This is a genomic window from Montanilutibacter psychrotolerans (genome assembly GCF_003719825.1).
Lineage (GTDB): Bacteria > Pseudomonadota > Gammaproteobacteria > Xanthomonadales > Xanthomonadaceae > Montanilutibacter > Montanilutibacter psychrotolerans.
Map to the genome: position 1 here is coordinate 248,954 of NZ_RIBS01000004.1, position 14,282 is coordinate 263,235.

Sequence of the window (14,282 nt, forward strand, 5' to 3'; positions counted from 1 at the left end):
GCCCCACGTGCGGCGCCGCTTCTCGATCCCGTTGCTGGCGTCCTGTGACGCGCGGCGCGCCGCATGGATTAGGCTTCGCCCATGAGCGTCTTTGCCGATCCGTCGTTCGCACTGCGGCGCACGCGCCTGGTCGCAGCCGTCGTCATTGCCGTCGTGGTTTCCGGCTGCAACCGGACGCCATCGGTCGACGACGCGCCCGCACCGCCCACCCTCCAACCCGCGGTCGCGGCGCCGCCGATCCGCATCGAGCCTTGGCGGTTGCCGGTGGGCCAGGGCGCCGCGCAGCCGGACCTGGTGGCCACCTCGGACGGGCGCCTGCTGCTGTCGTGGATCGAGTCGCGCGGCGACGACGACGCGGCCGTGCACACGCTCCAATTCGCCAGCCTGGACGCGACCGCCGCCACGGCGACGTGGAGCGCGCCGCGCACGATCGCGCAGGGCCGCGACTGGTTCGTGAACTGGGCCGACACGCCGCATATCGCGGTCACCGCCGACGGCGCACTGTGGGCGCATTGGCTGCAGAAGTCGGCCGCGGCCACCTATGCCTACGACATCGCGCTGGTGCGCTCGAGCGACGGTGGCGCGCGCTGGTCGGCCCCGGTGCTGGTCAACGACGACGGCACCGCGAGCGAGCACGGCTTCGTCTCGCTATGGCCGGCTGGGCGCGACCGCCTCGGTGTCGCCTGGCTCGACGGCCGGGCGATGGCCCAGGGCGATGCGGTCGATCATGACGCGCACGCCGGGCACGCCGCGCCAGCGGGCGCCACCGACGTGCCCGGTGCCCCCACGATGTCCTTGCGCAGCACGACGTTTGCCGTCGACCTCGCTCGGCATGGCGACACCGCACTCGACCTGTCGACGTGCGATTGTTGCCAGACCGACGTCGCCGCAACTGCGAACGGCGCGGTGCTGGCGTACCGCGATCGCAGCGACGACGAGATCCGCGACATCCGCCTGATCCGGCAGGTCGATGGCCAGTGGCAGCCATCGCAGCCGGTGCACGCCGACGGCTGGAAGATGCCGGCGTGTCCGGTCAACGGCCCGGCGCTGGCCACCAACGCAGACGCGGTGCTGGTCGGTTGGTACACCGCCGCCGACGACACGCCGCAGGTGCGTCTCGCACGCAGCGCCGATGGTGGGCGGACGTTCTCCGCACCCATCGTGGTCGAGCGCGGCGCCGCCGTGCAGGGCCGGGTTGCGGTGGCTTTGGACGACCGCGCCGCGTGGGTGTTGTGGCTGCGCGAGGACGCGCGCGGCCAATCGATCTGGCTGGCACGCTACAGCCCGGACCTGACGAGCGAGCTGCAACGCGTCGAGGTCGCCCGTCTGCACGGACGCGGACGCGCCACGGGCTTTCCGCAGCTGGAGCTGGCCGGCAATCGCGGCCATGCCGTGTGGACCGACGTCGTGGGTGGCACACCGCAGTTGCACGGCGCGGTGTTCATCGCCACGCAACGCTGAAAGGCCACACACCGGCTTCATCGTCGCCACACCGGCGCGGGCGATAACGCATCGCCAGCCCACCCGCCATCCGACGACCATGAGCATGCCCGGCCAGTCCCACGCCCACCCGGCCGCGAACGCCACGCTGCGCGTGCCGTCGTTCGCGCGCGCCCTGCGCATCGAGAACGACGGCGGGCGCACCGTCGCGGAGCGCGCGTGATGTTGCTGCTGTTCTATCAGGGCTTGCCGCTGTTGGCGCTGGTGCCGGCGTTCGTTCCGTTCGGGCGCTGGTTCTCTCGCGCGTGCCTGCTGTTCGGTGCCTTGCTGGCATCCGCCTGCGGCCTCGCGTCTGTCGAGTTGGAGACGATGACGTCGGGCGAGGGGCCGGCGTTCTTCGGCATCGCCTTCTACTTCACGTTGGTCGGCGCCGTGTTCCTGGCAGGGTTCGCCGCGAAGATGGTGGCCGTGAACGTCATCGCAACTGCACGGCCTGCGACGCGCAAGTGGGTGGCCGTGGTGATGCGTGCGCTGGCTGCGCTGTGCCTGGCCTTTGTGCTGCTCGCCTGCGTCGTTGCCGCATACGGCATGGCCGCGTGCGCCGTCACGGTTGCCGTGCTGCTTGCCGTGCTTGCCCGGGACGTGCTCCGTGGGCGTGGATCAAACCCCTCCGGTGATCCGGGGCGGGGGCTGCCATCGCGGAGCCCTCGTAGGATGGGTTGAGCGTAGCGATACCCATCGCTTGGCGTGGCGGTCAATGCGCCAGATGCAATTCCGATGATGGGGCGCGAGCCGCGGGGCGGATCGGCCTGCCAGCTTTGGCACTCGCCGGGAATCGCCGCCATCCCTCCCGCCCGGCCCCGGGTTGATCGGTATCGGTGCGCTCAACCCATCCTTCGTCGTGAATCGGTTGCGAGCTTTGACGTGTCCGTGTCGATGGCGCCTGATCGATAAGGACGAACCCATCGACCGCGAGCATTCACGTCGAGCACGCACATTCGTTGAGGCGTGCAGTCGCCCATCGGGCGACCGGCACGTTGGGCTAGCGCTCCAGGCGCCAGTTGACCGAGGCGCGGTTCTCGACCGTGCTCGATTCGATCTCGACATCGAAGCCGCGGCGCAGCAGGTATTTCAGCGTGAGCACCTGGCCGGTGCCCAGCAGCGAGACGCCGTAGCCGACGTACAGCCGCGGCGACAGGTACTTGCCGACACCAAACACGCTTTCGCCAAGCGCGCGGCTCTCCATCACGCCGGCGTCGTCCAGGCCGATCTTCGCGCCCAGCTGCGAGGCCAGCATGCTGCCGCCGGCGCTGAGCGCGGCGCTGGCCGCGTTGAGCTGGCGGCTCTCGTCGCCGCTGGCGGTGCTCAGGCTGCGACCCAGCGCGAGGTAGGACAGCGCCTCGGACTGCGAGCTGGCCGGGTCCGACCACACCGTCGCTTCGGGCGCGCTCGCGCGGCCCTTCACGTCGACGCCGGCGGTGACTTCGCCAACCTCGCGCTCGGCGCGGATGTCGAGGATCGGATCGGCAACCGGGCCGTTCGACCACACCAGCTGGCCGCGCGTGATGTCGAGCTTCTGCCCGTACGCGGTGTAGCGTCCGTCGACGTCGAGGCGACCGCTGGCGGCCATCTCGCGGCCGGGCCGCGCGATCACGCGCAGGCGCCCGCCGAGGCTGCCGTCGAGGCCGAATCCGTTGAGTCGCACCTTGTCGCCCAGCGCGAGGGTGAGGTCCATCTCCAGCGGATTGCTGGCGGTACGTTCGGGGTCCACCGGGTCGAGCACCACCACGTCGGGTGAGGCCGACACGCCCTGGTCGAGGCGCTCCAGATCGATGCGCGCTTCGGGCACAGTGACCGTGCCGGTGACCTGCAGCGGTTGGCGCGCGGCGTAGCGCACCGTCACGTCGGGATTGGCGATGGCGCGCAGGTCGCGCGTGTCGGAGACCAGCACGTTGTCGCCGCGCACGCGCAGCATCAGTGGCGTGTCGTCGCCCTGCCAGCCCAGCGTGCCGTCGATCGCCAGCGTGCCTTCGCCGGAGCGCAGGCTGCCGTTGATCCGCGCGCTGCCGTCGGGCTGCGCATCCAGGCGGACGTCGCCCTGGCTGAGGTGGATTGCCAGCGCGGGCAACTCGGTGGCGAAGTCGCGCAGCTGCGCCTGACCGCCCAGCCGCGGCTGCGCGCGCGTGCCGGCCAGTGCGATGCGGCCATCGAGCTTGCCGGTGGGCTCGACGATGTCGGGCGAGAACAGCTCCATCCAGGTGAGCTCGTCGGTACTGGCCGCGATCCCGCCCGACAGCGGCGCGTACGCGTCCCAGCCGGTGGCGACGCGCGCGTCGATGCGGTCGTCGTCGAAGATCGACGCGCCCAGCTGGGCCTGTACGCGCTGCGGATCGAAGGTGGCATCGAGCGTGAGTCCGGCGTAGCGCACGACCTCGCGGCGCGAGCGCTCGCGGTTGCGCAGGCCGCCGCCGGCCGAGGTGACCGAGGCCGTGCCGCGCCAGCTGTTGCCGACCGGGCGCAGCTGCGCCTGCAGGTCGATCTCGCCGCGCACGAACCACGGCCGCCGGTCGCTGCGCTCGGGCAGATAGGGAAGCGCCAGTGCCAGCGGCAAACCGGTGCCGCGCACGTCGAGTCCGCGCCGTGGCCACTGCGCGTCCGCACACAGCGAACCGCCGCCGCTGGAGGCGAGGCAGGCATCGGACAGCGCGCCGTTGCTGCCGTCCCAGCGGAACTGCGCGGCCTGCTGCAGGCGCCACGACGCACCCTTGACCGGCGCCAGCTGCAGCGAGGCCAGCGTGCCTTGCCAGGTGGTGCCGCGCTTGCTGGCGTTGCCGGTCAGCGCGATCGTGCCGAACTCGCTGCCGGCATCGGCGTCAAGCTGCAGCGACTCGACCGCGCCGCGGGCGTCCACGTGCAGCGACTGCAACGGCAGACCCACCGCCAGGCCGCTGCCGTCCACGCGCAACGAGCCGCCACCGCCGCGCCACGGCAACCGGCCGTTCGCGGCGAGCGTGTCCGCGCGCCATTCGCCGTAGCGCAGGCCGCTGCCGGTCAGCGCAGCGGCGACATCCGGGGCATCGCGCGCGCCACGCAGTTGCAGCGTGCCGCGCAGGCTGCCATCGGCATCGGGCAGCAGGTCGGCCAGGTGCAGCGGCGCGAATTCCGCGTCCAGCTCCAGCGCCTGCGCGAGCTTGCCGCGTGCGTCGATGCGGCTGTCGCCCAGGCCCAGCGCGACCTCGCCCTCGTAGGCCTCGTCCTGCTTGCCCGGCGCCGCGCCGTGCATGGCGAAATGGCCGCGTCCCGAGAGTGGCCGGCCGCGCAGCCGGCCGCCCAGTTGCTTGGCATCGACGGTGAGCTCCAGCCCGCCGTCGACGCGCGTCTGGCCGGTCGAGGCGAGCGTGCCGTTGACCGCGCCGCTCCAGTCCGGCGCGAAGTAGCCCGGGTCGAAGCCGGCCAGGGTCGCATCGAACGTCCAGCCCAGCGCCGGCGCCCAGGCGAGCTCGCCCGTGCCATCGAGCGTTCCGCTGGGCATGCGCACCTGCAGGCGTTTGAGGGCCACGCGTTCGGCGTTGCCGCGGCTGTCGAAATCGAGCCGTGCGGTCTGCCCGTCGCGTTGCAGCGCGGCCTTGCCGATGGCGGCCCAGGCCTGCACGGTGCCGGCCAGGCCGAGGTCGGCGTCGGCGACGATGGCCGGCGTCTCGGCCGACGGCGAGGCGGCGCCCGCCGTCGATGTCGGCGTGCCAGCCCAGCGCAGTCCGCGCGCATTGATGGCGATGTTGAAGCGCCCGTTGCCCGCGTCGCGGAAGTCGGCGTGGCCTCGCAGGGTCGCGTTGCCGTCGAGCAACTGCAGCGCCAGCGGTTGCACGTCGAGCACCTTGTCCTTGAGGTGGATGCGTGAGGGCAGGATGCGTGCCTGCCACTGGCCCTGCGCGACCTCGCCACTGAGCTGCGCTTCGCCGCCCACGCCGCTGGCGCGCAGCGTGGCGACCAGTGGCTGGGCATCCGCCGCCGGGGCCTGACCGAGCAGCAACGCCGGCTCGATCGCATCGGCGCGCGCGTCGATGCGCCAGTCCGCCTCGCCACCGTTGCCGCCGCTGGGGTCGCGCAGCACCAGTCCGGCACGCAGCGGGCCGGGCACGGCGCCGCCCAGGCCGATGTCCAGGCGCGCCAGGTCGCCCTTCGCGATCAGGCCCAACCGCGCCGGCGTGCGCCCGTCCGGCGCGGGCATCACTGCGGTCGCGAGCAGGTCCATGCGGTAGTCGTCGCGCGGCACGTAGTCGCCGTGCACCGTGAAACGGCCTCGATCGCTGTCGACCACGAGTCGCTCGACGTGCAGCGCGCCATCGCTGGCATCCAGCCCGCCGCGCAGGCGCCGGATGTCGATCAGCGGTTCGCCTTCGCGGCTGACCTTGAGGCCGTCGACGCGCACGTCATCGGCCTGCAGCGCGAGCGGCGGCGCGATGTCGGGCAGGACCTCGGGCCAGGTGGGAAGGTCGAACGGCTTGTCGTCGCGGGCCAGGTCGAGCGCGGCGCCGGATACCTGCAGGGCATCCAGGCGCAGGCGCCGGCCGAGCAGGGGACGCAGCGCGAAGTCGACGTACACGCGCTGTGCGGTGAACACGATCGGCGCGCGATCCGGTGCGCACGGTGCGTCCTCGGGCAGGCAGGCGGGCAGTTGCGAATAGCGCAGGCCGTGCAGCGTCAACGGACCGCGTGCCGGCCCTTCGACGGACGTCCAGCTCAGGTGCGCGCCCTCCGGCAGGCGCGCGACGATCTGTCGCAGCAGCAGGTCACGCCCGCCGATCGTGCTGATCAGCCAATACACGAACGCGGCCAGAACCAGGCCCAGTGCGCCGGCCGCCAGGCTGCCGCGTATCGCCAGCCAGCGCAGCCTTGCGCGTCGGCGCACGCGCAGTTCGGCGATGCGTTGATCGGGGCTGCTGGCGGTGTGGTCGCTCATGCGTGCATCCATGCGCGTGGCGTCATGCCGGGCGCGGGTTGATGGACCTGCGCGTCGCCGCGCGCCGGGCCGTGGTTGCCGCCAGCGCGCGACCGCGCGGCCGGCGGCGGCAATGGCGCCTAGAGATCGGCGCCGATGTTGAGGTAGAGCTGGAAGCCCGAGTCGGGATCATCGAGGCCGCGCGCGATGTCGATGCGCAGCGGGCCCACCGGCGAACGCCAGCGCAGGCCGATGCCGACGCCGGTGCGCAGGTCGGGGCTGTCGTCGAATGCACTGCCACTGTCGACGAACGCCGCCGCGCCCCAGCTGCTGTTGAAGTACTGCTCGTACTCGAGGCTGCCGGTGACCACGTTCTTGGCACCCAGCGCGAACCGGCCATGGGCGCCGTTGGCGCCGGTGATGCGCGGGCCGACCTCGCGCCAGGCATAGCCGCGGATGCTGCGGTCGCCGCCGGCGAAGAATCGCAGGCTTGGCGGCATGTCGACCAGCGCATCGGTGAACGTATGGCCCAGCTCGCCGCGTGCGATCAGGCGGCTGTTTGCGCCCAGGCCGCGGTACCAGCGCGCGGTGGCGTGCATTTGCGCGAAGCTGGCGTCGGAGCCGGCGCCCTCGATGCCGCCACGCAGCATCAGCGTTCCACCCAGGCCGTTGCGAGGCTGCAGGCGGTCGTCGGCGGAGATGTACTCCGCGCGCAACGACGGATAGCTGAAGGTCGCGTAGCGATAGGTCAGCGGCGTCGCCTCGTCGCCGTCGTCCTCGGCCGCGTAGGCCCATCGCTCGCGCAGGGCGTGCATCGAGGCCGTGGCGGTCAGGCGGCGGTTGATCGTGCCGCTGCGGCTGGCGACCAGTTCGATGCGGCGGTTGTCGACGTAATCGGTCTGCTCGTCGGCGGCCTGTGCGCTGATGGTGTACCAGCCGTCGCGCCACGCGAACGCCGGGATCCGGTACTGCAACGTCAGCGTCTTGCGGCGCTGGGCCCAGTCCACCTGTGCCAGCGCCTTGTGCCCACGCTGGTTGACGTAGCGACGCTCGACGCCGCCGCGTACACCGGCGCCGCTGTCGGTACCGTAGCTCAGGCCGGCGGTGTAGATGCTGCGTTTGGCGGGCGTCAGGGTAACGGCGACCGGCACTTCGCCGTCGACGGCCGCGTCCGGTCGCGGCTCGATGTCGATACCGGAGAAGTAATCGAGTCGGGCCAATGAATCGCGCAGGCGATCGAGCTTGCCCTGGTGGTAGTAGCTGCCCTGTTCCCAGTACACCAGCTTGTCGAGCAGGTCGGCTTTGATGATGCGCCGGGGCTCCTGGGTGAAGGTGATCGGGCCCATGTCGTAGCGCCGGCCGCTGGTCCACGACAGGTCGACATCGGCGGCGCGCTCGGCGCGCGTGACCTGGACCTGGCGCGAAGCGAAATCGGCGTCGAAGTAACCGCGTTCGGCAAGCCGGCGCGTGATGCGGGTCTTGCTGGCCTCGTACTGCGTGTGGTCGAACACCGCACCGGGTCGCGGCTGGAACAGCGAGAGGTCCTCGCGCAGGTAACGGTCCTGCTCGCCCTCGCCCGAGATCGCGAGGTTGAAGCCGCGCACGGTGACCGGCTCGCCGCGGTCGACGGTGATGGTGACCACCACCGGCGAACGATTGGCCGCGCGTGCCGCGCTGTCGGGTGTGCCGTCCAGGGGCGCGCCGTTGGCGGCCGTACCGTCAGCAGGGGGGCCATCGGCGGACACGGGAGCGCCAGCGGCGGTGCCCGCCGGAGTCGCCGTGGCGTCGACGCTCGCCGGGGCCGCGTCGACAGAAGCGCCGGGGGCTGGGGTGCTGCCCGAGGTATCGGCGGCGGGCGGCGTGCTGCCGTTCGCGCCATTGGTCGGCGGTTGATCGCTGTTGATGACGGTGGTGACGCCATCGCGGGTGCGCTCGATGGTGATCGTCGGCGAGTAATAGCCAAACGGCTCCAGCGCCTCGCGGGTCTCGTTCTCGGCCTCGCGCATCAGATAGGCCAGGCGTCGCCCGGAGAGCTCCTTGCCGATGGCGTCCACCAGTGACAGCGAGACCTGAACGTTGGCGGTCATCGCCTCGTCGAGGCCGCGGATGTCCACACGCTCGACCTGCGCCGCCTGCGCCGAGCCGGCCATCGACAGGATCAGGGCGGCGATGGCGAGGCGTGGGGTCTGTGGTGGCATCGGCAAAGGATAACTGCGCGGCGTCAACGACCGATTAACCGATCAAGGCGGTTGGACGCTTCTGGTCGATCCGCCTACCCGGGAATGCGTGGTTTCCCTCGTCAAACCCACAACAAACCCCGCTTGGGCGCCGCCGGTGGAAATGTTCCCATCTGCATGTGAATGGGGGTGGATGGTTGCAGTGACAGTGCCATTGGTACTAGCGTCGGCCCGAGCCGGATCCATGCATTGGAAGGCGACGTCGGTTTCAGGCAATTCGAAAAGATTGGATCTGCTCGTTCGTTCGCGCTCCGGCGCGGAAACAGGCCATCAAAACTTTCGGGGAGTCGGGGCGTGAATAAGAAGATCTTGAGTGCGGCCATCTGCGCAATCCTGGTTGGCCCGTTCGGGGCAGCGTTGGCCCAGGACACAGGCCAGGAAAGCGACGCACAGGAACTCGACCGCGTCATCGTGACCGGTTCGCTGATTCCGCAAACCGAGCTGGAGATCGCCACGCCGGTCATCTCCATCACTGCCGAGGACATCAAGCGACAAGGCTTCAAGGACGTCTACGACGTCCTGCGCGCACAGCCACTGGCCACCGGTTCGGTGCAGGACAGCCAGTTTTCCGGCGGCTTCACGCCCGGTGCCGAGCCGATCAGCCTGCTGGGGCTCGATCCCGGGTTCACCCTGGTGCTGATCGACGGCCGGCCAATGGCCGACTACCCGCTGCTGTACAACGGCCAGAGCAACTTCGTCGATCTCTCCAGCGTGCCCACCGCGATGGTCGAACGCATCGACATCGCACCGGGCAACCAGTCGGCCATCTACGGTTCGAGCGCGATCGCCGGCGTGGTCAACATCATCCTGAAAAAGCGCATCGACGGAACCAACCTCAACTTCCGCTTCGGCAGCTACGACGAAGGCGGCGGCGAGAGCATCCGTTACCAGCTGACCGGAGGCCAGTCGGTGGGTTCGGGCGATTTGACGTACGGCGTGCAGGCCAGCCGGCAGGATCCAATCTTCGGGTTCCAGCGCAACGACTTCGATTCCACCAACGACAATCCGAACTCGGCGCTGCAGTATGGCTCGCGCACGTTCCTTCGACTCAGCGCCACCCAGGCCATCTACCACGACCCCGGCCAGGCGACCTGCGACGGGCTCGGCAACCTGTTCAACGGCAGCACCATCCGCGACTTCCGGCCCAATCGTGGCTTCTACTGCGGCAGCCGCGCCGAGCCCGGCTACACCTCGATCATGAACGACGAGCGCTCGCTCAGCGGCTACGTCAACCTCACGGTCCCGATGGGCGACAGCAACGACTTCTACGCCACCTTGTTGGCCAACCACAACAAGATGGAGTCCAACAGCGGCTCACGGTTCTGGGCGGCTGGTGTGGATACCGGACAGATCATCTTCAACCAGACCAGCGGCGACTTCGAAACCTTCCAGCACATCTTCGCGCCCGAGGAAATCGGCGGCATCGACGTCAACAACGAGCGCAACACCAGCGACTCGTACAACCTGGCGGCCGGCTTCCGGGGCACCTTCGGCGAGTCCAGCTGGGACTACGACGCGTACTACGCGCGTGCGGCGTACGACATCAAGAACCGGCAGCTGTGGCCGTTGAAGGCTGAGGTCGAGAACTTCTTCCGCGAACAGTTCCTGGGCCCGCAACTGGGCGAGTACTACGGCTACCCGGTCTACGCGCCGGACGTCGACGCGTTCTACCAGGCGCTGACACCGGAGCAGTACCGCAGCTTCAACAGCGAGATCCGCAGCGACTCCAGTACCTGGACCCACAACCTCAACTTCCAGCTGACCAACACCAACCTGTTCAACCTGCCCGGCGGTCCGGTCGGCTTCGCCGCCGTCCTGCAGGCGGGCGAGCAGTCCTGGGAAAACCCGACCGACCAGCGCGTGGTCAACGGCCTGTTCTGGGGTCTCACTGGCACCCAGGGCGCCGGAAAGCGCACCAACGAGGCCCTCGCCATCGAGTTCCGGCTGCCGGTGTTCAGCATGCTGACGGCGAACGTCTCCGGCCGTTACGACCAGTACCACAACAAGGGCGTTAACTCCGATTCGGACTTCACCTACAAAGTCGGGTTGGAGTTCCGTCCGGTCGAGAGCCTGCTGGTGCGCGGCAACTACGCCACCGCGTTCAAGGCACCCGACATGGCCTATGTCTTCGCCGGCGACAGCGGGTTCTTCACCTCGGTCACCGACTACTATCGCTGCGCGACCGAAGAACCCACCACGCCGATCGACGACTGCACGTTCAGCGGCGAAGGCGTGTTCGGCACCCGGCGCGGCGCGCCCGATCTGGAATCGATCACGGCGACCTCCTGGGGTGGCGGCGTGGTGTGGGCACCGAACGCCAACTTCGACGTCAGCGTGGACTACTACCGCGTCGACATCGACAACAAGGTCAACGACCTGAGCCTGGACTCGCTGATGCAGCTGGAAGCGGCGTGCCGGCTCGGCCAGCTCGACCCGGGTTCGCCAACCTGCGTCGATGCCCTGGCACGCATCGGTCGCAGCGGACCAAATGCGCCGGTGCCCAACCAGGTCAACACCGTCCTGACCAATCCCATCAACGTCTCCAAGGAAGAAGTGTCGGGCATTACCGCCAAGCTGAACTATCGGTGGGAAACGGAGCGTTGGGGGCGGTTCTCGCTGTCCTCGTCGTACAACGTCACCCTTGATCACGAGAGCCAGCAGTACCCCGACGACCCGGTCCTGGATCTGCTCAACGAACCCTTCTTCTCGTCGGAATTCCCGAACATCGGCAGCCTTTCCGTGACCTGGGAAAAGGGTGGATGGACGACCACGCTGTACGGCGCACGCTACGGGCGGACCCCGAACTTCGCCGCGCAGCTGACCACCGCCGGCTACACGGCGGCCGGCGCTGAGAAGGTCGATGCACACGTGACCTTCAATGGCAGTGTCGACTACCGCTTCAACGACGACGTGTCGCTGTCGTTCACGGTCAACAACCTGCTCAACGAAGACCCGCCGCACGATCGCAGCTGGACCAGCTACCCGTACTACAACGGCTTCAACTACAACGCGTTCGGCCGCTCGTTCCTGGTCGAGGTCAACTGGAAGCTCGGCGGCAACCAGTAGGCATCGCGCGTCGCCCACTGGATGGCGACACACGGAAGGCCGGCATTCGCCGGCCTTCCGATATCCGCAGCCGGGCAATAACGCGGGCAATCCGGCAATCACGCGGGACAAGCACGCCGGGACAACGGGGACAACCACGCCGGGCAATCACGCCTTGGCGGCGGGGGACGCGTCGTCGCTGTCGTTGTCGCTGCCCGTGGCCATCGCGCCGTTGCCCACGACGTCGTCGCCGAGCAACTCGCGCAGGCCCTGCAGCTGCGCTTCGTAGCGTCGCCATTCGCCGACGCCGCGCGAATGGATCGGTTCGCGCACCTGCGCGGCGCTCAGCGTCGCCACCGGCGCGGTGTTGCTGGCCAGGTCGCTGATGCCTTCCGCCGCCGGCAGGCCGCAGAACGCGAGCACCTGCGCGCCGACGCGTTCGGGTTCGGCGACCAGTTGCTGGTAGTCGACGTCGAGGATTCTGCCGGGCGCGACCGTGTGCCAGTGCGCCATCAACTGTCGGTAGTTGCGGTGGTGCGAGGCCAGCGTGGCGAGGTCGTAGCTGTAGGCGTACGCGTCGCCAAACAGCGCGCGGTAGTTGGAGAAGCACACGTCCATCGGCGCGCGCACCAGGTGCAGCAGCCGTGCGCGCGGCAGGGCGGGTGCGATCAGGCCGGCCAGGACGAAGTTGGCCGGCAGTTTGTCGACGTAACGCGTGCACCCGCCCGCGCGCCAACGGCTCTGCGTCAGATAGCGTCGGCCCAGCGTGTCCAGATCCAACGACGGCAATCGTTCGAGCATCGCGGCATCGGCCAGGCTGCGTCCGGGCAGGTCGACGCTCCACCGCAGCTGGTGGCCGAAATCGCCCAGCTCGCCGGCGGACACGACGTCGGGATGGTTGCCCAGGATTCTGTCGAGCACGGTGGTGCCCGAGCGCGGCAGGCCGATGATGAAGATCGGCTGCGGCCCCTCGTCGGCCGCCGGCTCCGGCTCGCGATGCGATGCCAGCAGGTCGGCATCGCAGCGCGCGGCCAGACCGTTGTACAGCCTCGCTTCGGCAACCGGGTCGTGACGGAGCCGGGCGTGCATCAGCGCGTTCGCGCGTTGCAGCGCCTGCCAGGCATCGTCCAGCTCGCCCAGGTCTTCGTGCTCCTTGTAGAGCGCGAACTCGCACGCCGCCCGGTCTTCGTCGCCGGCGGCGCGCGAACGCTGTGCGCGGATGGCATCGATGTGGTTGTGCTCGCGCGACTGCCGGCGTAGCCGCGCCAGCGTCAACCATGCCCGGCCGTAGCTCGGGCCAAGCTGCAGGCAGGCCTCCAGCTCCGCGGCGGCTTCATCGAGGCGGCCGTTGAACTGCAACTGGATGGCACGGAAGTAGCGGAAGTCGGCGTTGTCGTAGCCGCCCGCGCGGGCGCGGTCCATCAGCGCCAGCGACTCCCGGTGCTGGCCGAGCAGCTGGTGCAGATGGGCCAGCGACGCCAGCGTCGCGCCGTCCTGGCAATGGGCGATCGCCGGATGCGCGAGGCAGTCGCGAACCGCGGTGGTCTCGCCAACCCGCATCAGCGCCTGCGCAACCCGGCACACCGTTGCCGCGTCGCGGGGCAACCGGCGCGCGGCCTGCAGCAGTTGTGCGCAAGCCGAGCGCAACTCGTTGCCGGCCAGCATCACCCCGGCCAGCAGCACCCGCGGCTGCACCTGCGTCGGATCGGCCGCCAGGGTGGCCTGCAGCTCGGCGCGGGCGCGACCGAGATCGCGTTGCGCAAGCGCCTGCTGCGCGCGCTGCCACGACGCCAGCGCATCGCCCGGTCGGGCGGTCGCAGCGAATCGGTCGGTGGGCGGGCGCATGGGCCGAGGATAACCGCGGCCGGGTACGTTCGATCCACCGGTGGGCGCCGTCGTTGGTCAGCGGACGCCCGATGATTGCCGAACTGCCGCCCGCGGCAACCGAGATCCCGGCCGAGGTGGACAAGGTCTGAGCTGCGACGGCACCAACACGTGCTCGATCGCGAGGCGCTGTGAACCGGTTCGGCGAGCCATTCGGTCCCGCGCGCCACGACGCGATCAGCCGCAGTTGCTGCGCCGGTGCGAACGACGGCTTCGGATCCTGTCGCGAAAAGTGCAGGGGCGGGTCGCTACGCGCGGCTTCCGGTGCAACTCGTTGCGGCCCAGCCGGCTAGGGCGTGATTTCCTGAGTGTTGCCGGCGTCAGGTTCGCTGGCTGGCGGCACGCAGCTGGCAATCGGGGACTCCGACTTGACCGTGACCTGCCAGCGCCGATTGCCCAGTGCGTTCTCGTGGCTGGCAACCAGGTCGTACTGCACGCAGGGCTTGGCCATCAACATCAACGGCTGTTGGGTGGCATCGCCGCGGCGATCGCGTCGGGTGGTGGCGATGTGCAGCATGTGCCAGCCGGGAGTGAGTTTGTAGCTCATGCGTTGCCGGAACGTCATGTCACCGTCGATCGCCACCACGCGCACATCGACCTCGTCGGGTTTGCTTGCCGCGGCGCGGTTGGTGGTGATCTCCGACCAGGGCGTCGGCCCGGCGGCCCGCGTCGTCGTCGCGGTTGCTACGGACACCAGGACAAGGGCGAGCAGCGACAACGGCTTCATGAACTCGGCC

The 14,282-nt window shown here is 69.6% G+C and carries 7 protein-coding genes; 3 read left to right on the forward strand and 4 right to left on the reverse strand.

Features of this window, described 5'->3' with window-relative positions; genetic code table 11:
- Positions 1-81 precede the first annotated feature (81 nt).
- Both EER27_RS10295 and EER27_RS10300 read left to right on the forward strand, forming a co-directional pair.
- Positions 82-1,461 (forward strand): sialidase family protein, encoded by a 1,380-nt coding sequence (locus EER27_RS10295; protein WP_123088011.1) that lies wholly within the window; start codon positions 82-84, stop codon positions 1,459-1,461.
- Between the two features lie 201 nt (positions 1,462-1,662).
- Positions 1,663-2,163 carry a hypothetical protein gene (locus EER27_RS10300; protein ID WP_123088012.1) on the forward strand — a complete coding sequence of 167 codons (501 nt, stop codon included), beginning with the start codon at positions 1,663-1,665 and terminating at the stop codon, positions 2,161-2,163.
- 319 nt (positions 2,164-2,482) lie between these two features.
- Here EER27_RS10300 and EER27_RS10305 read toward each other — a convergent pair whose 3' ends face one another.
- Both EER27_RS10305 and EER27_RS10310 read right to left on the reverse strand, forming a co-directional pair.
- The gene (locus tag EER27_RS10305) at positions 2,483-6,400 is read right to left on the reverse strand and encodes a translocation/assembly module TamB domain-containing protein (protein WP_223807271.1); all 3,918 of its coding nucleotides are present in this window, start codon (positions 6,398-6,400) and stop codon (positions 2,483-2,485) included.
- 119 nt (positions 6,401-6,519) lie between these two features.
- Entirely contained in the window at positions 6,520-8,529 is a 2,010-nt protein-coding gene (locus tag EER27_RS10310) for an autotransporter assembly complex protein TamA (protein WP_123088175.1), read from the reverse strand.
- A 444-nt stretch (positions 8,530-8,973) separates the two neighbouring features.
- Here EER27_RS10310 and EER27_RS10315 point away from each other — a divergent pair, with 444 nt between their 5' ends.
- Positions 8,974-11,682, forward strand: a complete 2,709-nt coding sequence (locus EER27_RS10315; protein WP_190285750.1) for a TonB-dependent receptor plug domain-containing protein — start codon at positions 8,974-8,976, stop codon at positions 11,680-11,682.
- A gap of 147 nt (positions 11,683-11,829) precedes the next feature.
- On the opposite strand, the gene EER27_RS10320 is transcribed toward EER27_RS10315, so the two are convergent.
- The gene (locus tag EER27_RS10320; protein WP_123088015.1) at positions 11,830-13,506 is read right to left on the reverse strand and encodes a tetratricopeptide repeat-containing sulfotransferase family protein; all 1,677 of its coding nucleotides are present in this window, start codon (positions 13,504-13,506) and stop codon (positions 11,830-11,832) included.
- 328 nt (positions 13,507-13,834) lie between these two features.
- Complete coding sequence (locus tag EER27_RS10325) at positions 13,835-14,272, reverse strand: hypothetical protein (RefSeq protein WP_123088016.1); 438 nt, start codon at positions 14,270-14,272, stop codon at positions 13,835-13,837.
- Positions 14,273-14,282: the final 10 nt, after the last annotated feature.

What these genes read in the sequence shown, in the direction of transcription:
- EER27_RS10310 (WP_123088175.1), bottom strand. Translation starts at nt 8,529, where the DNA reads ATGGCCGGCTCGGCGCAGGCGGCGCAGGTCGAGCGTGTGGACATCCGC.
- EER27_RS10325 (WP_123088016.1), bottom strand. Translation starts at nt 14,272, where the DNA reads ATGAAGCCGTTGTCGCTGCTCGCCCTTGTCCTGGTGTCCGTAGCAACC.
- EER27_RS10300 (WP_123088012.1), top strand. Translation starts at nt 1,663, where the DNA reads ATGTTGCTGCTGTTCTATCAGGGCTTGCCGCTGTTGGCGCTGGTGCCG.
- EER27_RS10305 (WP_223807271.1), bottom strand. Translation starts at nt 6,400, where the DNA reads ATGAGCGACCACACCGCCAGCAGCCCCGATCAACGCATCGCCGAACTG.
- EER27_RS10295 (WP_123088011.1), top strand. Translation starts at nt 82, where the DNA reads ATGAGCGTCTTTGCCGATCCGTCGTTCGCACTGCGGCGCACGCGCCTG.
- EER27_RS10320 (WP_123088015.1), bottom strand. Translation starts at nt 13,506, where the DNA reads ATGCGCCCGCCCACCGACCGATTCGCTGCGACCGCCCGACCGGGCGAT.